At 71.6% G+C, this 20936-nt stretch carries 19 protein-coding genes and 1 pseudogene; 7 read left to right on the forward strand and 13 right to left on the reverse strand.

Going from position 1 to position 20936, the window contains the following annotated elements; genetic code table 11:
• Positions 1–337 precede the first annotated feature (337 nt).
• The 3 genes from ACILSK_RS24035 to ACILSK_RS24045 all read left to right on the forward strand — a co-directional run bounded on the left by ACILSK_RS24035 (position 338) and on the right by ACILSK_RS24045 (position 2517).
• A complete protein-coding gene (locus ACILSK_RS24035; protein ID WP_395729719.1) occupies positions 338–580 on the forward strand; it encodes a hypothetical protein in 243 nt (80 codons plus the stop codon).
• A gap of 461 nt (positions 581–1041) precedes the next feature.
• Positions 1042–1179 carry a response regulator transcription factor gene (locus ACILSK_RS24040; RefSeq protein WP_395729720.1) on the forward strand — a complete coding sequence of 46 codons (138 nt, stop codon included), beginning with the start codon at positions 1042–1044 and terminating at the stop codon, positions 1177–1179.
• 126 nt (positions 1180–1305) lie between these two features.
• Entirely contained in the window at positions 1306–2517 is a 1212-nt protein-coding gene (locus tag ACILSK_RS24045) for an MFS transporter (protein WP_395729721.1), read from the forward strand.
• A gap of 198 nt (positions 2518–2715) precedes the next feature.
• Here the strand turns inward: ACILSK_RS24045 and ACILSK_RS24050 are convergent, their stop codons facing one another.
• A complete protein-coding gene (locus tag ACILSK_RS24050; protein ID WP_395729722.1) occupies positions 2716–3969 on the reverse strand; it encodes an MFS transporter in 1254 nt (417 codons plus the stop codon).
• 140 nt (positions 3970–4109) lie between these two features.
• Here ACILSK_RS24050 and ACILSK_RS24055 point away from each other — a divergent pair, with 140 nt between their 5' ends.
• Entirely contained in the window at positions 4110–4337 is a 228-nt protein-coding gene (locus tag ACILSK_RS24055; RefSeq protein WP_395729723.1) for a hypothetical protein, read from the forward strand.
• A 41-nt stretch (positions 4338–4378) separates the two neighbouring features.
• Here the strand turns inward: ACILSK_RS24055 and ACILSK_RS24060 are convergent, their stop codons facing one another.
• The 4 genes from ACILSK_RS24060 to ACILSK_RS24075 form a co-directional block, all read right to left on the reverse strand.
• The gene (locus ACILSK_RS24060; RefSeq protein WP_395729724.1) at positions 4379–5071 is read right to left on the reverse strand and encodes an NUDIX hydrolase N-terminal domain-containing protein; all 693 of its coding nucleotides are present in this window, start codon (positions 5069–5071) and stop codon (positions 4379–4381) included.
• 8 nt (positions 5072–5079) lie between these two features.
• Positions 5080–5502: a hypothetical protein gene (locus tag ACILSK_RS24065; protein ID WP_395729725.1), complete on the reverse strand. Its 423-nt coding sequence runs from the start codon at positions 5500–5502 to the stop codon at positions 5080–5082.
• A 101-nt stretch (positions 5503–5603) separates the two neighbouring features.
• Positions 5604–6374: an SGNH/GDSL hydrolase family protein gene (locus ACILSK_RS24070; RefSeq protein WP_395729726.1), complete on the reverse strand. Its 771-nt coding sequence runs from the start codon at positions 6372–6374 to the stop codon at positions 5604–5606.
• Between the two features lie 10 nt (positions 6375–6384).
• Positions 6385–7044, reverse strand: a complete 660-nt coding sequence (locus ACILSK_RS24075) for a TetR family transcriptional regulator C-terminal domain-containing protein (protein ID WP_395729727.1) — start codon at positions 7042–7044, stop codon at positions 6385–6387.
• 93 nt (positions 7045–7137) lie between these two features.
• Here ACILSK_RS24075 and ACILSK_RS24080 point away from each other — a divergent pair.
• A pseudogene (locus ACILSK_RS24080) lies at positions 7138–8268 on the forward strand (purine-cytosine permease family protein); the annotation flags it as partial.
• Positions 8269–8510: 242 nt separating this feature from the next.
• Here ACILSK_RS24080 and ACILSK_RS24085 read toward each other — a convergent pair.
• Positions 8511–9437 carry an ROK family protein gene (locus ACILSK_RS24085; protein ID WP_395729728.1) on the reverse strand — a complete coding sequence of 309 codons (927 nt, stop codon included), beginning with the start codon at positions 9435–9437 and terminating at the stop codon, positions 8511–8513.
• Between the two features lie 378 nt (positions 9438–9815).
• Here ACILSK_RS24085 and ACILSK_RS24090 point away from each other — a divergent pair, with 378 nt between their 5' ends.
• The gene (locus ACILSK_RS24090; protein ID WP_395729729.1) at positions 9816–10484 is read left to right on the forward strand and encodes an ANTAR domain-containing response regulator; all 669 of its coding nucleotides are present in this window, start codon (positions 9816–9818) and stop codon (positions 10482–10484) included.
• A 39-nt stretch (positions 10485–10523) separates the two neighbouring features.
• Here the strand turns inward: ACILSK_RS24090 and ACILSK_RS24095 are convergent, their stop codons facing one another.
• The 3 genes from ACILSK_RS24095 to ACILSK_RS24105 are packed head-to-tail and all read right to left on the reverse strand — an operon-like array spanning position 10524 to position 13032.
• Entirely contained in the window at positions 10524–11906 is a 1383-nt protein-coding gene (locus ACILSK_RS24095) for a threonine/serine exporter ThrE family protein (RefSeq protein WP_395729730.1), read from the reverse strand.
• Positions 11899–12501, reverse strand: a complete 603-nt coding sequence (gene recR / locus ACILSK_RS24100) for a recombination mediator RecR (RefSeq protein ID WP_395729757.1) — start codon at positions 12499–12501, stop codon at positions 11899–11901. Before recR ends, ACILSK_RS24095 begins: the two co-directional genes overlap by 8 nt.
• Positions 12502–12507: 6 nt before the next feature.
• On the reverse strand, positions 12508–13032 hold the full coding sequence (locus ACILSK_RS24105) for a YbaB/EbfC family nucleoid-associated protein (protein ID WP_395729731.1): 525 nt from the start codon (positions 13030–13032) through the stop codon (positions 12508–12510).
• Positions 13033–13250: 218 nt separating this feature from the next.
• Here ACILSK_RS24105 and ACILSK_RS24110 point away from each other — a divergent pair, with 218 nt between their 5' ends.
• Entirely contained in the window at positions 13251–14285 is a 1035-nt protein-coding gene (locus ACILSK_RS24110; RefSeq protein ID WP_395729732.1) for an N-acetylmuramoyl-L-alanine amidase, read from the forward strand.
• Between the two features lie 211 nt (positions 14286–14496).
• Here ACILSK_RS24110 and ACILSK_RS24115 read toward each other — a convergent pair whose 3' ends face one another.
• From ACILSK_RS24115 to ACILSK_RS24130, 4 genes are all read right to left on the reverse strand, one after another.
• Positions 14497–16071 carry a carboxylesterase/lipase family protein gene (locus ACILSK_RS24115; RefSeq protein ID WP_395729733.1) on the reverse strand — a complete coding sequence of 525 codons (1575 nt, stop codon included), beginning with the start codon at positions 16069–16071 and terminating at the stop codon, positions 14497–14499.
• Between the two features lie 205 nt (positions 16072–16276).
• Positions 16277–17110: an alpha/beta hydrolase gene (locus ACILSK_RS24120; protein WP_395729734.1), complete on the reverse strand. Its 834-nt coding sequence runs from the start codon at positions 17108–17110 to the stop codon at positions 16277–16279.
• A gap of 34 nt (positions 17111–17144) precedes the next feature.
• Entirely contained in the window at positions 17145–17969 is an 825-nt protein-coding gene (locus ACILSK_RS24125) for an alpha/beta fold hydrolase (protein ID WP_395729735.1), read from the reverse strand.
• A 141-nt stretch (positions 17970–18110) separates the two neighbouring features.
• Positions 18111–20867, reverse strand: a complete 2757-nt coding sequence (locus ACILSK_RS24130) for an AAA family ATPase (RefSeq protein WP_395729736.1) — start codon at positions 20865–20867, stop codon at positions 18111–18113.
• Positions 20868–20936: the final 69 nt, after the last annotated feature.

Here is a 20936-nt window from a genome sequence, read left to right on the forward strand (position 1 = left end):
CCGGTCATCGATCTTGAGAAGACGCAACACTCTCAGTCAGGGTGTGTTGCATCGACCATATGAATCCAGGCGAGTCAGAACGTGCGCGAGCCATGATCAACACGGAATGTGGGGCGGGGCGGAGTCAGTCGGGCTGCCCACCGAGATCGCCGGACACAGCGGGATGCCGGGCCGCGGGGCCCGGACGTGCAGCAGGTGCTGCGGATGGCCGCGGACGACCTGGCCTTCGCGCCGGAGCAGGCGGCCGATCTGCTGGCCTCGGTGACGACCGTGCCCGGATCCGGCGAGGCCGGCGCCGTCGCCGTCGCTCACCGGGGCCCAGGCCACTGCCGGCCGGATGACCGAGGCGACGGAGGCGACCGAGGTGGCTCGATCTGCTTTGGTGACCACCCGGGATCCGGCGACCCGGAACATGCTCTCCCGGCTGTTGGTGCATACGGCCATCAGCACCGGCCGAACCGACGCCGCATTGCAGCTGATCGCCCACTACCTGCCGGAGTCGCACACCGACCCGGACTACGAGCATGCGCTGATCCACCTGCGCCGCTGGATCAGCGTGCTGTCCGGTCGCGAACCGTAGCCGGCCGAGCCCGACCCGGGGCCGATCAGGTCGGGCGCCGCACTGGTCCCGACCGCCGTCCAGCTGTGTTTCCACCACGCTCGCTGCCACCAGGCGCTCACTCAGGGACCCGAGCCCGCGACGGCACTGTCTTGGCGAGAGGCGTGAACGTTCTGCGCCGGACGCTGGGACGACGCGCTGGCCGTGTTCGACGAGGGCGCACAGACGGCCGACGGCACCGGGACGAGCTGGGTGAGCCGGGTGACCGGTGGTCGGCTGACGATTCTGGTGCAACGCGGCCGGCTGGACGAGGCGGACGTCGTGTGGGACGCGTGGCAGGTGGCCGACTGCCGGCACGAGGGCCCGCTGCCCTTTCCCACGCTCGGCGCCATGCTGCTCGCCGAGGCCCGCGGCAACGTCGACCTGGCCGCCCGGCCGGCCCGAGAGTCCTGGGGCACCCCGGTGCCCGACGGCCGGCTGCGATGGGCCCTGCTGGCCGGATCGCCGCCGAGCTGTACCTGTCGCCGCGAACCGTGCAGACGCACATCTCGAACATCCTGCGCAAGTTGGACCTCCATTCGCGGGTCGAGATCGCCGCCGTCGTCGCCCGGCAGCACTGATCCCGTCGCCGGACCGGTTCCCGCTCAGCGGGGCGACCTGAATCACCGGCCGCCGCGCAGGTTGCTTCGCGTAGCTTCGGTTCGGGCGAAGGGGTGGTGCTCATGCCGGGCGGGGAACGCCGAGAGGTGACGCTGCGCGCCATCGCGCCGGCCGCGTTCGTGCCACCCGCGGTCTTTGCGGTCGGGCAGGGCGCGATCGCCCCGGTCATCGTCATTTCCGCGACGGAGCTGGGCGCAAGCCCGGCGATGGCGGCCCTCGTGGTCGCCTCCGCCGGTCTCGGGCAGATCGTCGCGGACATCCCGGCAGGTTCCCTGGTGCACCGGTTCGGCGAGCGGCCGACGATGATCGGCGCGGCCCTGCTGACCGTCCTGGCGCTGGTCGGTTGCATTGTGGCCCACCACATCGCGCTGTTCACCGCGGCGATCTTCGTGACCGGCATGTGCACCGCTGTCTGGCTGCTGGCCCGGCAGGCCTACGTCACCGAGGTCGTGCCGTACCGGTTGCGGGCCCGGGCCATGTCCACGCTCGGTGGGGTGTTCCGGATCGGGCTGTTCGTCGGCCCGTTCATCGGGTCGGCGATGGTGCACTGGGTGGGCCTGTGGGGCGCCTACGCGGTGCACATCGTGGCCGCCCTGATCGCGGCCGGCATCCTGCTGGTGGTCGGCGACCTGGACATCGAGTCCGACGCCCCACCCGGCGCGGCCCAGCCGCGGGCGTCGTTCGGCGCCGTGCTGCGGGAACAGCGGTCCGTGTTCGCCACCCTCGGCGTCGGCGTCCTGACGGTCAGCGCGATCCGCGCCGTCCGGCAGGTCGCGCTGCCCCTGTGGGGGCAGGAACTCGGGCTGTCGGCGTCCGCGATCTCGCTGATCTTCGGCATCTCCGGCGCCGTCGACATGGTGCTGTTCTACCCGGCCGGCAAGGTGATGGACCGGTTCGGCCGGATGTGGGTGGCGATCCCGTCGATGGCCGTGCTCGGCCTGTCCCTCATCCTGCTGCCGCTGGCCGGCGACGCCGCCTGGCTGATGGTGATCGGCGTGATCATGGGCATCGGCAACGGAATGAGCGCCGGCCTGGTGATGACGCTGGGCGCCGACCTCGCCCCACCCGGCCGGCGACCGGTGTTCCTCGGCATCTGGCGGGTGTTCTCGGACGGCGGCAACGCCGCCGGGCCGTTCGTCATCGCCGGGGTGACCGCGGTCGCCACCCTGGGCCTGGGCATCGCGTCGATGGGCGTCGTCGGAGTCCTCGGCGGCGCCTGGCTCGGCTTCTGGATCCCCCGCCGGGTGCCGCCGCCGACGCAGCAGGAGAAGGTCGTCGCCGACGGGCGGCCGGCCTGACCCGCTGACCCCGGCCCGCCCCCGTCCCCTCGCCCCACCCCGCCCCGCCCCGGCGCGTCGACTCGCCACATATGCAGGTTCTGGATCGATTCCGAATATGCGTATGTGGCGAGTCGGCGAGGGTTGGCCGGGTCGGCACGGCGGTCAGCAGGGGCGGGGCGGGGGTGGGAGCGGGTCGGCGAGTGGGCGCGGGCGGCGTCAGGGGCTGACGGTCGAGCTGGGCTCGCCCGCGGCGAGCACTCGCTCCGCCGGCTGCGCGGCCGACGCCTGCGCCCGCCGCAAGGACGGCAGGAACACCAGGGCCACCAGGACCGCGCCGAGCGCGGCGCCGGAAGTGACCCAGTACGCGGTCCGGGCACCGAACTCGTCGATGATCACCCCGGCCAGCGGCGAGGCCAACGCGATGCCGACGGCCACCCCCGAGGTGACCCACGCCATCGACTCGGTCAGCCGGCCCGTCGGGACGACCCGCTCGATGAACGCCATCCCGGAGATCAACACGGGTGAGCAGGCGATCCCGGCGACGAACAAGCCGATCGCGACCTGCCACACCTGCGGCAGGAAGGGCAGCGGGGCGGTGACCACGGCCAGCACGGCGGTCGCGATCACGAACTGGCGCAGCAGCGATGCCCGCAGGGTCAGTGCGCCGAAGATCAGCCCGGCCAGCAGCGAACCGAACGCGTACAGGGCCAGCACGATCCCGGCCGCCTCCGGCACCCCCGACTCCTTGGTGAAGGCGACGGTGGTGACCTCGAAGGAGCCGAACAACGCACCCATCATGACGAACACCGCGGCCACGGCCGCGACGCCCGGCAGCAGGATCGCCGGCTTCCCCTTGCCCGCGGCATGCCGACCCGTCGGCGTCGGCTCGGTCGACCGCTGCGAGAGCAGCAGGACCGACCCGATGATCAGCAGGACCGTGGCCAGCAGCAGTCCGGCGCTCGGATTGATCTGCAGCGCGACGATGGTGGCCAGCGGCGGTCCGATGATGAAGACGGCCTCGTCGATCAGCGACTCCCACGCGAAGGCGGTGCGCAGCAGCGGGCTGCCGTGCAGTTGCGCCGACCAGCGCGCCCGGACCAGCGGGCCCATGATCGGCTGCGAGGCCCCGGCAAGGAACGCCAGCAGGAAGATCGGCCAGGTCAGGGTGGTCCACAGGGTGATCGCGATCATCGCCACCAGGGCGGGCACGTGCACCAGCAACTGGATCGGCACGATCCTGGACTGACCGAACGAGTCGATGAGCCGGCTCACCTGCGGGCCGATGACCGCGTTCGACAGGGCATAGATCGCGGCCACCGTGCCGGCCACCGCGAAGGAGCCGCGTTCGGCCGACAGCAGCAGCACGGCCCCGAGGCCGATCATGGACATCTGCATCCGCGCCAGGAAGCCCGCCGCAGAGAACCGCAGCGCCCCCGGACGCCGCAGCACCTTCGCATACGAGCCGAACACGAAACCTACCCCACACCTTCACGACGACGATCGGCAACCGTTTTTACTGTACCAACCGGTCGGTACAGCATGCTCGGGCGGACACCGCCTGCTCACTCCAGTCCCTGCGACTTCACTCCACGGCGCCAGGGAGTGGATCGGTGTTGGTGGAGTGCAGTACGACGGGTCGGGACGAGTGGCGCCCCGACCGTGACCGCGCCGTTCCGCTGACCCTTCGGGCGGACCTGCTCGATCAGGGCGACACCCGCGACGACATCAAGCGCAGGCTCGGCCGGCGCGAGCTGATCGCCGTCCGGCCTGGTGTCTACGTGCCGTCGGCGGAGCTGGAGTCCCTCGGCGAGCGCGGGAGTACGTCTCCGCGCCGGTGAGCACCACGCGCTCCGAACGGCCACCGACCCGCGCGGACGGGTCAGTCGAACTCGGTGGGCAGCGAACGGTCGCGGTGGTGCGCGACGATCCGCCCGAGTTCGTAGGTGTTGATCCGGCCCGATGACAGCGGCGGCAGTTCGTCCAGGCCGAACCAGCCGACCTCCAGCGTCTCCAACGCATGGGGCGGACCGACCTCGCCGGTGGCCCGGCAGAGAAAGAACAGCTTGTAGATGGCGAACGGCAGCGTCGGCGTGTGCCCGCGGGCGTCGCGGTCCCAGCAGCCGACGAGCTTGACCGCCCGGGCCCCGTAGCCGGTCTCTTCCAGCACCTCGCGCTCGACCGCGGCCGACGGGGTGTCCAGCGGGTCGGCCCATCCCCCGGGCAGCGACCAGAAGCCGTCGAGTCGCTCGCGCATCAGCAGCACGCGTTCCCGGTCGTCGACCAGCGCACCCCGCACGTCGACCTTCGGGGTGGCGTACCCGCGGTCGTCACCGAGCTGCAGCCGCCAGCGGTCGGGCGAACCGCCCCCGGCCACGGTGAGCAGGTCCAGGGCCAGCGCCGTCAGCTTCTGGTAGCGGTCGACGTCGTATTTGTCGCCGGCGTAGTGCAGCCCGCTCTGGGCGATGGCGCTCAGCGCGATCGCGGCGCGCCGGACCGCCTCGGCCGGTTCCGCCACCTGGGCCATTTCGGCCGGCGCGGTGGGTTCCGCCAGCTCGGCCGGGTCAGGCTGCACGGGCGGGCTCAGTTGGTGCGGAAGAAGGCCGAGGCCTTGGGCGAGTACAGGATCGCCAGCACGATCACCCCGAGCAGGATGCTGCCGATGGTCGACCAGCGCGCACCCCCGGGATGGGTGAACAGCAGCCAGAGGGCGGCGGCGATGTTGATGACCGTCACCGCCATCACCACGAAGCGGGCGAACCCGTTGCCGTTGGCCAGCCCGCGGGCGACCAGCAGGTAGACGACGCCGATCACGATCAGCAGGATGCCGACCCAGAGCGCGATCGACGAGCCGGTGGCACCCGCCGCCTCGAGGTCGCCCGTGACGGTCGCATCGTCCCGCGCGAGCACGAACAGCAGCCCGGCGAAGATCGAGAACAGGCCCTCGACGACGACCAGGATCAGCAGCAGTGTGACCAGACCGGGTCGCCGGGTGGGCAGGGTCATGACATCCCAATCCCGCGCGCCGCGGGCGCGCGTGGTGTGAGCCCGTTCGACCGCCGACCGAGCGGGCCGTTGATCATTTTGGTCGGACTATACCGAGCGGCTCAGGCCACGGCCGTGACCACCATGTCGGCGACGGCCGACATGCCGGCCTCGGTCGGATGGAACGAGCCGGCGGTGCGCCGCGGGTTCGGAATGAAGTCGTTGATCCACGGCTCGGCGGACCCGAGCCCGTGGTCGCGGCTGTGCTCGGATGCCGTCACCAGCTCGGCGCCCGACCGCCCGGCCGCGGATCGGTAGGCCTGATCGAGGGCGTCCTGCAGGGCCCGGAACGCGGTCAGCTCGGCCGGCGCGAAGTCGACGACCGATGGTCGGGAAGCGGCCCCCAGCACCGTCAGGTAGTCGACCAGGACGACGCGTGCCCGCGGCGCCCGGACCCGCACCGCCTCCACGATCCGGACCAGGTCGGCCGCCACCGCATCGATCGACTCGGGCGTGGCCGGCGGGATGCCGGGGTACGGCGGGCCGAGCAGGGCACTCATCCGGGCGCTCGGGTCGTGCCGGCGCCAGGCCGTGGCCAGCATCGAGCCGATGTACCGCAGGTCGTTGCCACCCGCGGTGATGGTGACCAGATCGGCGTCCGCCGGCAGGCCGTCGATCTGCGGCGGGAACTGCACGCCCGGTGCGATCGCCTGCGGCGCATCCAGGATCGTGCCGCAGGTCGCGCCGGACACGGAGAGGTCGACGAGCTCGGCGCCCAGGGCCGCCGCCAGGCGGTGCGGGTAGTTGACGGCCGACCGCATCGCCGCCCGATCGGCGATCGGTTCCAGGGTCGGGCCGGCCGCGAACGAACTACCCAGGGCCGCGATCAGCATCCGTCCATCCTCATCCCTCGGCGTCCGCGTCCGGCAGCCGGCCGAGCGGCAGGAGCGCCCCCGCCGGCAGGCCCAGTTCCTGCTCGGCCAGCGCGACGCCCATCAGGTTGACCTGCTCGGGACGCCGGATGGTGCCGGTATTCACGTGGGCGGACAGGCCGTCGAGGACGACCAGGATCTTCATGACGACGACCTCCGGGTCCGCGGTGCTGAACTCGCCGGCCGCGATGCCGTCGGTCAGGAGTGCACCGAGGCGGTCCCGCCAGGCCGCCTCCTGGATGTGCACCCGCTCGGCGAGCAGCGGCCGGTACCGGGCCAGGTGCCGGACGTTGACCCAGAGCCGGCTCATCTCGTCGTAGGAGTCGGACATGGTTCGCGCGAAGAACCGGCCGAGCCGGACCGTCGGCGGGCAGCCGGCGTCGGACGCGGGCATCAGCAGGTCCAACTCCGCCCCGGCCGCGCTGCCGTACGCCTCCGCCACCAGGTCGTCGGCCGACGGGAAGTAATGACTGATCAGCCCCGGTCGGACGGCCAGGTCGTCGGCCACCCGGCGCAACGTCACACACTCCAATCCCTCCGCCAACGCGATGGCCCCGGCGGCCGCGACGATCTCCGCGCGCCGGGTGGCCGGGTCCTTGCGCACTCGTTTGCGATCGAGGGTTGACGTCATGCCGACCATGTTATTGAATACGTGACCAATAAGCAATTGGTCGCACGACCAATAACTTCCGCAGACCCGCCACCCCGTCCCGATGGAGACCCCATGACACTCGTCGAACCGACCCGCCCCCACCCCCGGCCGGAGGACGCAATCACCGGACCGGAGCGGGCCGGCCGCATCGAGACCCACGGCATCGACCACATTCCTGACTCCGAGCGGCACGGCCGGCCGATCGAGTTGTTCTGGGTGTGGGCCGGCGCCAACGTGAACTACCTGAGTTTGGTCGTCGGCGCCGCGCTGGTGCTGATGGGCCTGACCCTGCCCCAGGCACTCGCGGTGATCGTGGTCGGCAACCTGTGCTGGCTGCTGCCCGGATTCCTTTCCGTATCCGGACCCGCCGCCGGCACGCCGAGCGAGGTGATCACCCGCGCGATGTACGGGGTCCGCGGCAACCGGGTGTACACCGCCATCAGCGGCTGGCTCATCTCGGTCTGCTACTTCGCACTGAACCTGGCCGCCGCCTCGGTCGCCGCCTTCGCCCTGCTGGAGCGGGTCGGCATCGAGCAGAACACCCTGGAGACGGTCGTCGTCGTGGTCGTGATCGCCGCGGTCACGTTGGCCATCAGCGTGTTCGGGCACGCCACCATCGTCCGGCTGTACCTGCCGATCACCATCGCCCTGGTCGCCGTGTTCGCCGTGGTCGGCGCGAGCGTGGCGTCGGTCACCGACTTCTCGGCCGCCCCGGCGAGTGAACTGACCGGGATCGGTCTGTGGGCAACGGTCTTCGCCGGAATCACACTGATCGCCTCCGGGCCGATGTCCTACACCAACAGCCCGGATTTCTCCCGCTACCTGCCACGCACCTCCTCGAAGGTGGCGACGGCCGGCTGGACCGCGCTGGGCGGCTTCCTGCCCAGCGTCCTGGTCTGCTCGATCGGCGCCGTCGCCGCCACCGCGGTCGACATGTCCGACCCGCAGGGCGCGCTGCAGCAGATCCTGCCCGGCTGGTTCGCGCCGGTGTTCCTGCTGGCCCTGGTGTTGGGCACCATCTCGGTCAACGCGCTGACCGCCTACTCCGCCGGCCTGGCCCTGCAGGCGATCGGGGTGCGGATCAGCCGGTCCCGCAGCGTGCTGCTGGACGGCGCCGCGTCGGTCGGGCTGACCCTGTACGGGCTGTTGATCTCCAACTTCCTGGACACCGTGAGCAACGTGCTGCAGCTGACCGTGGTGCTGTTGGGCCCGAGCATGGCCGTGTATGCCACCGACATCGTGCTGCGTCGCAACGCCCGCGCTGTGTGTGGACACGGTCTACACCGGGCCGGTCGCGGCGCTGACCGGCGTGGACCTGGCCCTGCCGGGCGGCATGATCGTGGCGGCGGCGGTGTACGCCACGATGAGCCGTATCGGACGCCGGACCGCCATCGCCGGCTGAGGGCGGTCCCCGGTCGGGCCGGTTTCGCCCGCGACGGGGCGATTCAGCGCCGCAGGATCAGCGCGGCGGCGCCCAGCAGCGGCCCGTCGTCGGCCAGTGACGAGCGGGTCACCCGCACCGCCCGGGCGTACGGGTGCAAGGCGGCCCGCAGCACCGACGCCCGGACCCGATCGATGTAGTCGTCCGCGACGTTGACGAAACCCCCGGCGATGGCCACCGCCTGCAGGTCGTAGAGCGTCGTCGCGGTGGCGATCGCCTCGCCGACGGCCGATGCGGAACGTTCGACCGCACGCCCGGCGATCGGCGAGCCGGCCCGGTAGGCGGTGGCCAGCTCCTCGCCGGTGCTGCCGTCCCAACCCTGGGACCGGGCCCAGGCCACCGTGCCGGGCCCGGCGGCGATGGCTTCCAGGGTGCTGGCCACCGGGTCGTCGGCGTCGCGGGTCCGCACCCGGATCTGCCCGATGTGCCCGGCGTTGCCGGTGGTTCCGGTGACCGGGCGGCCGTTCGCGATGAAGCCGCCGCCCACCCCGGTGGACACCACCATGGCCAGGCCGTTGGCACATCCCGCCAGCTCGCCCAGCCAGTGTTCGGCCAGCGCGATGCAGGTGCCGTCCAGCGCCAGCACGACCGGAGCGTCGGGTGCCAGGCCCGCCAGCACCTCGGTGATCACCAGGCCGGCCGCCGTCGGCAGGTTGAGCGGGGAAATCGAACCGGACGGCAGGTCGACGGGTCCGGCCGAGCCAACTCCGATGCCGACCAGCCGTTGGCCGGGCGTCAGCGTCGCCAGCGCCGCCGCGGCCGCCTCCCGGATCGAACCGGCGATCTGCTCGCGAGTCGAGGCCCGCCCGGTCGGCCGGCGGGCGTTGCTGCCCCGCAGGACGACACCGGCCGGCGTCACCAGTGCAGAATCCACCTTGGTGCCGCCGATGTCGACCGCCAGGGCGACCTCGGCCGTGGATTCAGTCGTCACAGATCCTCCGGACACACGCCACCATCCACCGCCGGTCTGGCAACGGAGGCCCTCGATAGTAGGCCGGGCGCGGACCGCCCGGCGCCCGGCGGTGCCGTCCCGCCCGTCCCGACAGGTGACGGATGGCCCCGCCCTTTCCACCCGGTGACAACGGTTCCATCAGGCGACAACAGCCGGAAGTGCACGCGCCCGACGGGCGAAACCGGATGAGAATGGCAACGTTGTCGGATTTCGGCCTTCCCCGTGGTCACCGAACAGGCCCGGGAAGTCCCCCTGCTTGAGTTGCAACGCAGTGCTTGATAAACTACGCACCAGTAGTTCGATCCGAGTTCGGCCGTCGGGGCCTTGCTCGCCGATGCAGCAAAGGGGTGTCAGGCGATGAACGCACTGCGGCCAGGCCGGCCCGGCTCGGGAACGCCCGTCCACCCGGTCGCGAAATCGCCGGCAACCGAGCAACCGGCCCGGACCGCGGTGGTCGTCGACCGCGACGACGCCGTGCGGGCCGCGGTGGCCTCCGCGCTGACCCGCTTCGGGTTCGAGGTCACCGGTCAGTCGGCGGACCCCGCCGAGGCCGGCGCGCTGACCCGGGGGCTGCGTCCGGACATCGTCGTGCTGGCCATCGCGCCCGGCCGGGACGACGAACCGGCGCTGGCCGAGGTCACCGCCGACCGGATCGCCCCGGTGGTGGTGCTGTCCGACGATGTCGGCCCGGAGCAGCTCGCCGCCGTCCGTGACGCCGGCGCCCATGGATTCCTGCCGGCCTTCCCGAGCCGGGCCACCCTGCTGCCCGCCGTCGAGCTGGCCGTCGCCCGGTTCGCCGAGTCTGCCCGATTGGCCGCCGAGGTCGAGGCGGCCCAGCGCCGGTTGGAGACCCGCAAACTCATCGACCGGGCCAAGGGACTGCTGATGACCCACCGCGGCCTGACCGAGCCCGACGCGTTCCGCTGGATCCAGCGCACCGCGATGGATCGACGCAAGAGCTCGGCCGCGGTCGCCGCCCAGGTCATCGCCGAGTTCGATCCGTCCGAGGTGCGGACCGCCTCCTGACGACCCTGCGCTGCGGGACGGTCGCAGCACCGCCGGCGATCAGCGGCGGTTCCGGCGGCGTAGCAGCCGAAGCCGCCAGGTCCGTCGGATGGCACCGGCGTCCCGCGTGATGGACATGCCGACCAGCACACCGACCGCGACGGCGAAGATCGAGATGCCGGTGATGATCAGGTCTTGGACGCCGCCGGTCTCCCCCATCGCCAGGCTGGACACGCCCCGGAAGCCCAACGCCCCGGGCAACAGGAGCCAGAACGCCGGCAGCAGCAGCACCGCCCCGGGCGGGCTCTGCGGGAACTTCGACAGCAGGTGACTGAGCGGCACGATGACCAGCCCGCCGAGCAGGCCGGACAGGGCCGGCGTGAGCAGGAGTGCGCCGGCCGCCTGCGCCGCGTACGACCCGTACAGGGCGATCAGCAGGAAGACCAGCGCACCCGGTGGAGCGCTGGCATAGAGCATGTAGCCGAGACCGACCAGGGCGACCCCGACCCAGGGCGCCCAGGCCCCCGCCTGCACGGCGCCGGTGTGCTCCGGGTAGCCGATCAGGTTCAGGCCCGCGAACACCCCGAACGCCAGCAGCAGCAGCTGGGACATGCCCCAGACCAGCCGGCTGGCCCCGGAGACGATCTGGGCGCCGGCCAGCTCGATCGTGGCGATGGTCAGCGTCGCCCCGGGCAGGAAGGTGATCAGCCCGGGGACGACCAACCGGACCGGGTCGTCACGGACGAACGGCGCGACGACCGTCACCGCGAGCACCGTGACCAGGAACGCGGCGAGCACCGGCAGGGCGACCGAGAGGGTGCCCCACCGGCCGGCCAGCAGCCGCAGCAGAGCGACGAACAGGCCGAGCCCGGCGTAGAACGGCAGGCCGACCAGGTCGGGGTTGAGCAACAGGCCGAAGCCGACGGCCAGCACCATCTGGCCCACCACCGACACCCAGGCCGGGAACCTCGGCTCGGCGGTCAGGATCCGGTCCAGGCGCTCCAGCCCGGCGGTCGGGCTGATCGTTCCCGTCCTGAGCAGCTCCACCAGGTCGTTGACCTGGCCGATCTGATCGAGCCGCAGGTCCCGGTTCGGCACGGTCACCAGGTCGACCTCGGACCGGCTCGATCGCAGCAGGATGCCGGTCGGCATGACCATCGCCTGCAGATCCACCTGGTAGACGGCGGCCACGTCCTGCAGGGTCTGGGTGGCGGTGGCGGCCGAGTCGGCGCTGTTGAGCAGCGCCACCCCCAGTGCGCGCAGCAGTTCGAGCAGATCGGGCGGGGTGGGCAGTGGTTCGGGGCTGATCCGCTGCATCGGCTGGGTGTCGTCGGGTTCCAGTGCGCGCAGGGTGACCCGCAGCTGGTCCCGCCAGTGGTAGATGCCGCCCGACCCGGTCGAGGTCGCCTCCGACGGGCGGCCCGGGTCGATCGGGTCAGGCATCGACCGAACGGCGGCCGGCGAACGCCCGTCCGAGGGTCACCTCGTCGGCGTACTCCAGGTCACCACCCACCGGCAGCCCGCTGGCCAGCCGAGTCACCGTCAGGCCCGGGAACGGCTGCAACAACCGGGTCAGGTAGGTGGCGGTCGCCTCGCCCTCCAGGTTCGGGTCGGTGGCCAGGATGACCTCGCGCACGCCGGGCGCGGCGATCCGGGTGAGCAACGGGGCGATCCGCAGCTGATCCGGTCCGATGCCGTCGATCGGCGAGATGGCGCCGCCGAGGACGTGGTACTTGCCCCGGAACTCCCGGGTCCGTTCGATCGCGGCGACGTCCTTGGGTTCCTCGACGACGCAGATCACCGCATCCTCGCGCGCCGGGTCGGCACAGATCCGGCAGGTCTCGTCGGCGGCGACGTTGCCGCAGACGGCACAGAACCGCACCTCGTCCTTGACCCGTTGGAGGGCCGCCTGCAGCCGGGTCAGGTCCGCCGGATCGGCGGTCAGCAGATGGAACGCGATGCGTTGCGCCGACTTCGGGCCGATGCCCGGCAGCCGCCCGAGCTCGTCGATCAGGTCCTGGACCGGACCCTCGTACACGGCCACTCAGGCTCCGCCCTGGCCGCCGAGCTGCGGCGGGGTGGCCGGCGGGGTGCGATCGTCGCCCGCCGGACCGTCCATCTCCACGGTGAGCACCTCCAGCTCGGCGATCTCGACCTCGTCCTCGTCGTCCTCGTCGTCCTCGTCGTCGAGGTACTCGTCCTCCTCGTCCGCCGGCCCGAAGGTGGGCAGGGACAGACCCAGCGCGGACAGATCCAGCGACCCGGTCAGGCCGCTCGCCGCGGCCCCCATCGTGTCGTTGGCGATCTCCTGGGCGGCCCGGCGGGCGTCGTGGATCGCGGCGACGATCAGGTCCTCGAGTGTCTCGACGTCGGCCGGGTCCACCACCGACGGGTCGATGGACAGGGAGAGCAGGTCACCACCGCCGTTGAGGACCGCGCTGACCAGACCGCCGCCGGCCGTGCCGGTGACCTCCCGCTCGGTCAACGATTCCTGGGCCCGTTCCATCTCGGCCTGCATCTGCTGGGCCTGCAGCAAGATCTGGGAGAAGTCCGGCATTCCGGGCAGCATGTATCTCTCCGTTCCGGCGGGCCGCGCGCGTCCCGCCCGTCACCGGCCACAGTAGTTGCCCGGATCGGGCTGGCCCGCCGGACCGGGCGAGGGGCATCCGAATCGGGGGACGAGGGGACAGCCGGACGGCGGCTCGCACAGATCGGATCGAGCCCGCTTCCGCGGCAACGCCGCCCGCCTACCGGGGCCTCACGCCCTCCGATGGCACAGTAGGCGGCATGAGTCACCAGGCCCTGCGCCCGCGCCGCGGACGGTTCGGCATGCTCGCCGCGACCGGCCTCGCCGTGCTGCTCGCCGCTTGCGCCGCGCCGGTCCAGCAGGCCGATCCGCCGAGCACCAGCTTCTCGGCGACCGTCAGCGCCACCCCGTCCGGCAACCCGATCACCGTTCCGGGGCTGAGCACCCCGTCGAGCGAGTCGCCGACGCCGAGCCCGTCACCGGAACCGGAGACGCCCGCCGAGGAGCCGACGCCCGAGCCGGCGGGCAGCGCCGTCGACGCCCCGGCCGACGATTACACGGCGCCGGCCGATCAGCCGCAGCCGGAGCCGCAGGAGCCGGCGCAGACGGAGGACCGGGCGATCGCCCCACCGCAGCCGGCGAGCGGCGGGGGGCGCATCGTCGTCATCGACCCCGGCCACAACGGGGCCAACGGCGCCAACCCGGCCATCATCAACGCGTTGGTGGACGCGGGCTTCGGGCAGACCAAGCCGTGCAACACCACCGGCACCTCCACCAACGCCGGGTACACCGAGCACGAGTTCAACTGGGGAGTGGCCACCAAGCTGCAGTCGATCCTGTCGGCGCGCGGGTACGACGTGCGGATGACGCGGAACAGCGACGACGGGATCGGCCCGTGCGTGAACAAGCGGGCGGCATTCGGCAACGACGCGAACGCGGCCGCCGTCATCTCCATCCACGGCGACGGGGACGACGCCGGCGCGCGGGGCTTCTACGTCATGACGGCCGAGCAGGACCCGGCCGGCGCCGCCATGGCCGCCCAATCGGACGCGCTGGCCGGAGACGTGCGGGACGCGTTGGTGAACGGCGGCCTGTCCCCGTCCAACCATCTCGGCTCGGGCGGGCTCTGGAAGCGCAACGACCTGGCCGGCCTGAACCTGTCCCTGCGCCCCACGGTGATGATCGAGATGGGCAACATGCGCAATTCGTCGGACGCCGCCCTGATGAGCTCGTCCGCGGGCCAGCAGCAGATGGCCCAGGGGCTGGCCGACGGCGTGAGCGCCTACCTCGGCTGACACTCCTCACTGCTCCGACCCGCCCGCCCCGCCCTGCCCGGCCCCTCCCCGCCCCGCCCGACCCCGCGCGGATCAACGTCGCCGGCGCGGCTGAACTCACCTCGTTTGTGATCGGTGTGACAGGAGTCGCCTCTTTCATCCGCGCGGTGGCACACCCGGCGGACAGGCGACGGACCGACCGATCGGCAGCAACCGTTGGCCCGACAGACCGTCAGCGGAACGAGAGCACCGTCGGTCCCCACGCCGCGCGGAGCTCGGCGTCGAGGTCGCCGACGACCACGTCCCGCCGGTCGATGACCAGCGTCGACCGGCCGCGGGTGTCGTAGGCCGGCCAGCGTTCCGCGCCGGGTGCGTCCGGGGCGCCACCGGCGACGAATCCGCGCCAGCGCTGCTGCATGCGGGCCGACAGGGCCCGACCGGTCCGCAGCCCGCCGAGTTTGAACATCGGATCGCGCGGGCCGGAGACCAGGTTGCCCCACAGGTAGGGCAATTCCGTGGCGTGGGTGGCGCCGATCCGCAGGACCCGCAGCATAGGCGTCGCCCAGTCGAATCGGTACAGGTAGGTCGGCGCCACCGCCGAGTGCGCCTGCGCCAGCCAGACCGCCGGCATCCGGAACCCGATATCCCGGGCGACGGCCAGTCCGCGGCCCTTGGCCCGCACGTCGCCGTAGGCCGACAGCACGAGGTCCTCGGCGGGCATGGCGATCTCGGGCTGCTCGCGGCCGAGCCGGCCGAACATGCCCCGGATCGCGTCCGGCGCGACCGGCATGATCGGTGCGGACATGCGGGCGAACAGTGACGCCTCGTCCTTGTTGGTGCCGATCAGCAGGGGCACCGGGTGCTGCCGGCCGGCCTGGAACGCGTCCAGCGGATGCTCCGGCACCAGGTCGCCGTCGACGATCGGGAAGAACGCCAGGACGCCCGGCGTCGCGGTCGGGATCTCGTTGTAGGTACCCGACGATGCGCGCTGCACCTGGTCGATCGGCAGCGCCTGGAGCGCGGCCAAGAGACCGCGCGCCGGGGCCGGGCCTGCATTCACACCCAGCCGACGCACAAACACTTCGGTGACGGTCCTTGATCGGTCCCGGTCGAACACGCTCGTTGCCGGGGAACTCTGGGCAATGGCCCGCTGGAACAGGCCCGCGGCGGAGGGCACCGTCAGCAACGTGGTGACCAGGCCACCGCCGGCCGACTCGCCGGCGACCGTGACCCGTCCGGGGTCGCCACCGAAGGCCGCGATGTTGTCCTGCACCCACCGCAGGGCGAGCAACACGTCCCGCACCGCGAGATTCCCGTCGGCTCCGGGGGCGATCGAGGTCAGGTCGAGAAAGCCCAGCGCACCGATCCGGTAGTTGATGGTCACGACGACCAGACCACCGTCGGCGACGAGATCGGTGGCGTCGTACAGCGGTTGACTGCCGGACCCCAGCAGGTACGCACCCCCGTGCACCCACACCATGACCGGGCAGTCATCGCCCGGCCGCACGGCCGACGCCGACCAGACGTTGAGGAACAGGCAGTCCTCGTTCTGCACGGCATCCGGTCCGAGGTCGATGACCGGGTTCGCCGGCTGGGGCGCGACCGGACCGTAGCGCGTGCCGTCGGCCGGCTCGGTCCAGGGTTCGGGCGGAACCGGGGCCTGCCACCGCCGCGAACCGGTCGGCGGCGCCGCGTACCGGATGCCCCTGAACACGCGCACCCGACCGTCGTCGGTGCCGCGCACCGGGCCTCCCGTCGTGCCCACCGCTGCCTGCTCCATGATCCGCTCCCCTCCGTCGTCGATCATGAAGCATCGGCGGGCGGATGAGTCGTTCCCCGGCATCCGGTCACCCATCGGTGGGCCGGCGCCGGACGCGGCCCCAGGCGTCGGGCTGATCAACTCGGCGTCGTGCGCCTACCCTCGTCGTGCACAGGAACCGCCACCCGCCCCGTTCGATGAGCACCGTCGGCCCGCCGATAGGCGTCAGTTCGACCATCGACCCGCCGGCCGCTCAGCTGCTTTGCGTCCAGGGACGGTCCGTGCGGGCGTGCGCCAGCCCCCACTCCAGCGCGTGGTCCGCGACGGCCTCCCAGCCCGGTGCGGCACAGGTCCAGTGGTCCCGACCGGCGAACTCGAAGTACTCGGTCAGCGCCGGCGACTTGTGGTAGTGCTTGGCGTTCGACTTGTTGACCGACGGCGGCATGATGTGGTCCTGCTCGCCGCCGATGAACAGCAAGGGAGCGCGGTCGGCCGAGTAGTCGACCCAGGTGTCCTGGTGGCCCGGTTTGAAGTTCGCGAACAGCCCGTATTCCCACACCCAGAAGCCGGGCGCGGCGATGGCGTACCGGTCCCAGACCTTCTTCGACTCCTCCTCGGTGAGTGTGTTGGTGAACGCGTAGTGGAACTCCTCCGGGGTGAAGCCGACGGCCCGGTGGCGGTTCGCCGGATTTTTCAGCGCCGGGAACAGGGAGCGGGCCTGGGAGATCGGGTTCACCCGGACCCCCTCGGTCGGTGCCGAGTCGATGACGACCCCGGCGGACCCGAGTCCGCGGGCCAGCAGCAGCTGGGTGAGCGTCCCGCCGAACGAGTGACCCATGATCAACGGTGGGGTGTCCACACTCTCGATCACCGCCGTCAGGTGGTCCACAGTGTCCGCAACGGTGAGATCGGCGATGATCTCCGGGTTCTCCCGCAGGCCCTCGACCTCGATCTCGAAGCCGGGATAGCCGGGGGTCAGCACGGACAGTCCCTTGGCCTGATAGTGCGCCACCCATCCTTCCCAGCTGCGTGGTGTCATCCACAGCCCGTGGACGAGGACCACGGTGTCGGGCTTGGCGTCGGTCATGTCGACATCCTTCCGGTGGAGGGGACTATGGAAGTCAGGAATCGATGAAGGCGAGCAGGTCGGCGTGCAGTCGGTCACGGTCGGTGTCGGGCAGGGCGTGCGGGGAGTCGGCGTAGACCTTCAGCTCCGCACCGGCGATCAGCTCGGCCGATCGCTTCCCGCCGACTTCGAAGGGGACGATCTGATCGTCGTCGCCGTGGATGACGAGCGTGGGTACGTCGATCCTGGCCAGATCCGGCCGGAAGTCGGTCGCCGAGAAAGCCGCGATGCACTCGTAGGCACCCCGGTGCCCGCAGGCCATGCTCTGCAGCCAGAACGCATCCCGGAATCCGCGGTCCACGTCGTTGTTTCGGTTGTGCCCGAAGAACGGCCCGTCGGCTAGATCCCGGTACAGCTGGGAGCGATCGGCCAGTTCGGCGGCCCGGATCTGGTCGAAGACCTCGAGCGGCAGTCCCTTCGGGTTGTCGTCGGAGCGCAGCATCAGCGGCGGCACGGCGGCGACGAGGACCAACTTGGCCACCCGGGCGCTGCCGTGCCGGCCCAGGTAGCGGACGATCTCGCCGCCCCCGGTGGAATGCCCGACCAGGGTCAGCTCCCGCAGGTCGAGGGCCTCGATCAGGGTGGCGAGATCGTCTGCGTAGGTGTCCATCTCGTTGCCATGCCAGGTCTGGCTGGACCGCCCGTGTCCCCGTCGGTCGTGGGCGATGACGCGGTGCCCGCGCGCGGCCAGGAACAGCGCGGCGGCCTCCCAGGCGTCCGAGTTCAGCGGCCAGCCATGGCTGAGCAGCACCGGCGATCCCTCGGTTCCCCAATCCTTGTAGAAGATCTCGGCGCCATCGTCGGCGGTCACAGTGGGCATGACGTCCTCCCCGGATTTCGACTGCCCTGATCGTGCACCGGCCGCACCGGCGGCGGACCACGTGAATCACGTAGTCGGCCGGACGTCGGTCCGCGATCGGAACACACCGGCGGGTTCCGGTGGGCGATCGATGCGGACCGCTCAGAGCTTGCCGGCCGGTGCGCCCGGATCCCGGTGGTCGAGCCGGTCCGCCAGTTGCCGCCGGGACGAGATGCCCAGCTTGCCGAAAACCTTCCGCAGGTGGTAGTCGACGGTGTTCGGGCTGATGAACAGGGCTCCGGCGATTTCCGCGTTCGTGTGACCGGCGGCCGCCCGGCGCGCGATGGTCAATTCCTGCGCGGTCAGGGCGAGCGGATCGCGCTCCTGCGCGGCGACATTCCTGGCTCCGGTCGCCTCGATCTCGGCGCGCACCCGGCCGACGAATATCTCGCCGCCGCCTCGTTCGAACAGCTCGAGCGCCGAGGTGAGCTGGTGCCGGGCGTCGCCTCGCCGTCGGGTCCGGCGCAGCCACTCCCCGTAGAGCAGATGGGCGCGGGCGAGATCGATCAGTGCGCCGGTGTCCGTCAGGGCCGTGATCGCCGCCCGGAAGTGAGCCTCCGCCTCGTCATTCGGGGCGACCAGGGCACGACTGCGCAGGGTCACACCGCGGTACCAGGGCGATCCGTTGACGGCCGCCCGCCGGCCCATCTCCGTCACCCAGCGGGCCGCCTCTTCCTCGTGCCCGCCGCGCACAGCGGCCTCCACGAAATCGCTGTACTGCAGCGGGGTCACCTGGAGGAAAGGATCGGCGATCTGCGGCTGCAGCAGCCGGTACGCGTCCCGGTAGTGCCCCTCGGCCAGGTCCCGCACGGCCAGGGCCCAGGTCGCGACGGCGGTCACCCCGCCGAAACCGCCCGCTCCGGCCCCCTCGCCGATCTGCCGAACCACCTCCCGCGGCCCACCGGTCCACGCGATCACGGCCGGGTTGACCACTTGCTCGCTGTCGTAGCCCATCGCCCGGCGCACGCCGCGCACCTCGTCGACGCACTCGACCGCTCGCCGCACGGTGCCGCCGGTCAGCTGGGTCAGCGAGATCAGCCACAGCACCGTGTCGAACGACTGGAGCGCGCCGGCATTCCGCGCGGCGTTCGCGCAGCGGTCGAGAGCGGCATCCCGGCCGGCGATGTCGGCCAGAAACGTGGTCAATGCGGTGATCGCCGTGCCGAGCTGCATCATCTCCCGCTCCGGGAGCCGATCAATCTGGGCCATCGCCGCGCGGGCCAAGGGGACGGCGCGGTCGTAGGGCAGGCGGATCAGTGCACTCAGACCCCGCAGGATGACCGACGTGGGCCCGTCCGTCATCTCGGCTCCGGCGGCCAACCGCTCGCCCAACTCGGCGGTCGTCACCCCGACCATGAGACGGTCGGCCACCACGCAGGACTCGAACGCCATCAACAGGGTCCGCTGCTCGCGCAGCGGGTCGTGGCCGTGGAAACCGTCGGCCGCCTGCATGAGCAGCGCCGTGCCGTTGACGAGCGTCTCCGGGTCTGCGACGAACAGAGCGATCCCGTAGCGGACGACGATGACCCGGGCGCGCTGGACCACGTCGAGGGCGTTGTCGTCGAGCCGGCCGACGAGGCCGGCGGCGACCTGCACGGCGCCGACCATCAGGGCCGCCTCGGCCGCCCCGATGAGTCGTTCGGCGCGCCGGGCTCCGGCCGGCGTCAGGTCGGCGGCCCGGGTGAGCACGCTGGCTCGGGAGGCGAACCCGCCCCGCCGCGCCGCCAGATCCGCGGCGTGCTCCAGCCGGTCGGCGACCTCCGGATCGGTGCCCAGGGTGGCATGCGCCGCGTGCCAGGCCTCGATCTCGGCCAATCCCAATCCGACGGCCGCGGCGGCCAACGCCCGGTGCACCCGGCGCCGGTCCACCCCGGACGCGGCGTTGTACACGGCCGAGCGCACCAACGGGTGACGGAACCGGACGGTCTCGGCCAATTCGACCAAGCCCGCGGATTCGGCCCGGTCACCGGCGTCCGGATCGATCCCCAGGCGATCTGCGGCGGCCCCGATGAGGTCCAGGCCGGCCGCCGCATCGGATGCCGCCAGCAACAGCCACGCCTGCGCAGGCCCGTCCACCTCACCGACCCGGCGCAGGTAATGCTGCTCCAGGCGACGACCGACCGGGACCGGCCGTCCATCGAGACCCCGGCCGGAGAGCTCCCGGGCCGACACCTCGACGGCGAGATCGACCAACGCCAAGGGGTTCCCACTCAGTGCGTCGACGATCGCGGCAGCCGCCACCGGATCGATCGGCCCCGCCGCCGACAGTTGCAGCAATCGCACCGCCGCATCCATCGGTAGTCCCGGCAAGGTCAGTTCCGGGACGCCGACCAGGCGCTGCGCGAGGCCCGTGTCGACACGCCCGGCGAACAGCAGAGCGATGCGCTCGGCCTCGATCCTGCGGGCAACAAGGCCAAGGGCATCGAGGCTTTCGGCGTCCAAGTGTTGGGCTTCATCGATCACGCAGACCACCGGCGCCACCGCGGCGGTCGCCGTCAGCAGCCCGAGCAGGCCCAGACCGACCAGAAATCGATCCGGCGGCGGGCCATCGGCCCGGCCGGTGGCCACGGCGAGGGCAAGCCGCTGCCGGTCCGGCAACGCCGCCAGCCGCTCCTGCAGAGGGATGGTCAAGCGCTGGATGGCCGCGAACGGGATCGTCGACTCCGCCTCGAAGCCAACTACTTTCAACGTGGTCATGCCGGGCGGATCGGCCGCCAGGGTGCTCACCAGGGCCGTCTTGCCGATGCCTGGGTCACCACTGACCAGCAGCGCGGCACCGCGGCCGTTTCGGGCCCGCCCCAGCATCGACACCAACCGGCGGGTCTCCGCATCACGACCCAGCAGGGAGTCGATCGGCATCGGTCGACGGTAGCGGAACCGTCCGGGGAACACCATGCCGGGCTGTGCGTCGCCTGTGCGCCTCCGCGT

Origin of the sequence: Nakamurella sp. (assembly GCF_044224575.1) — a bacterium.
Lineage (GTDB): Bacteria > Actinomycetota > Actinomycetes > Mycobacteriales > Nakamurellaceae > Nakamurella.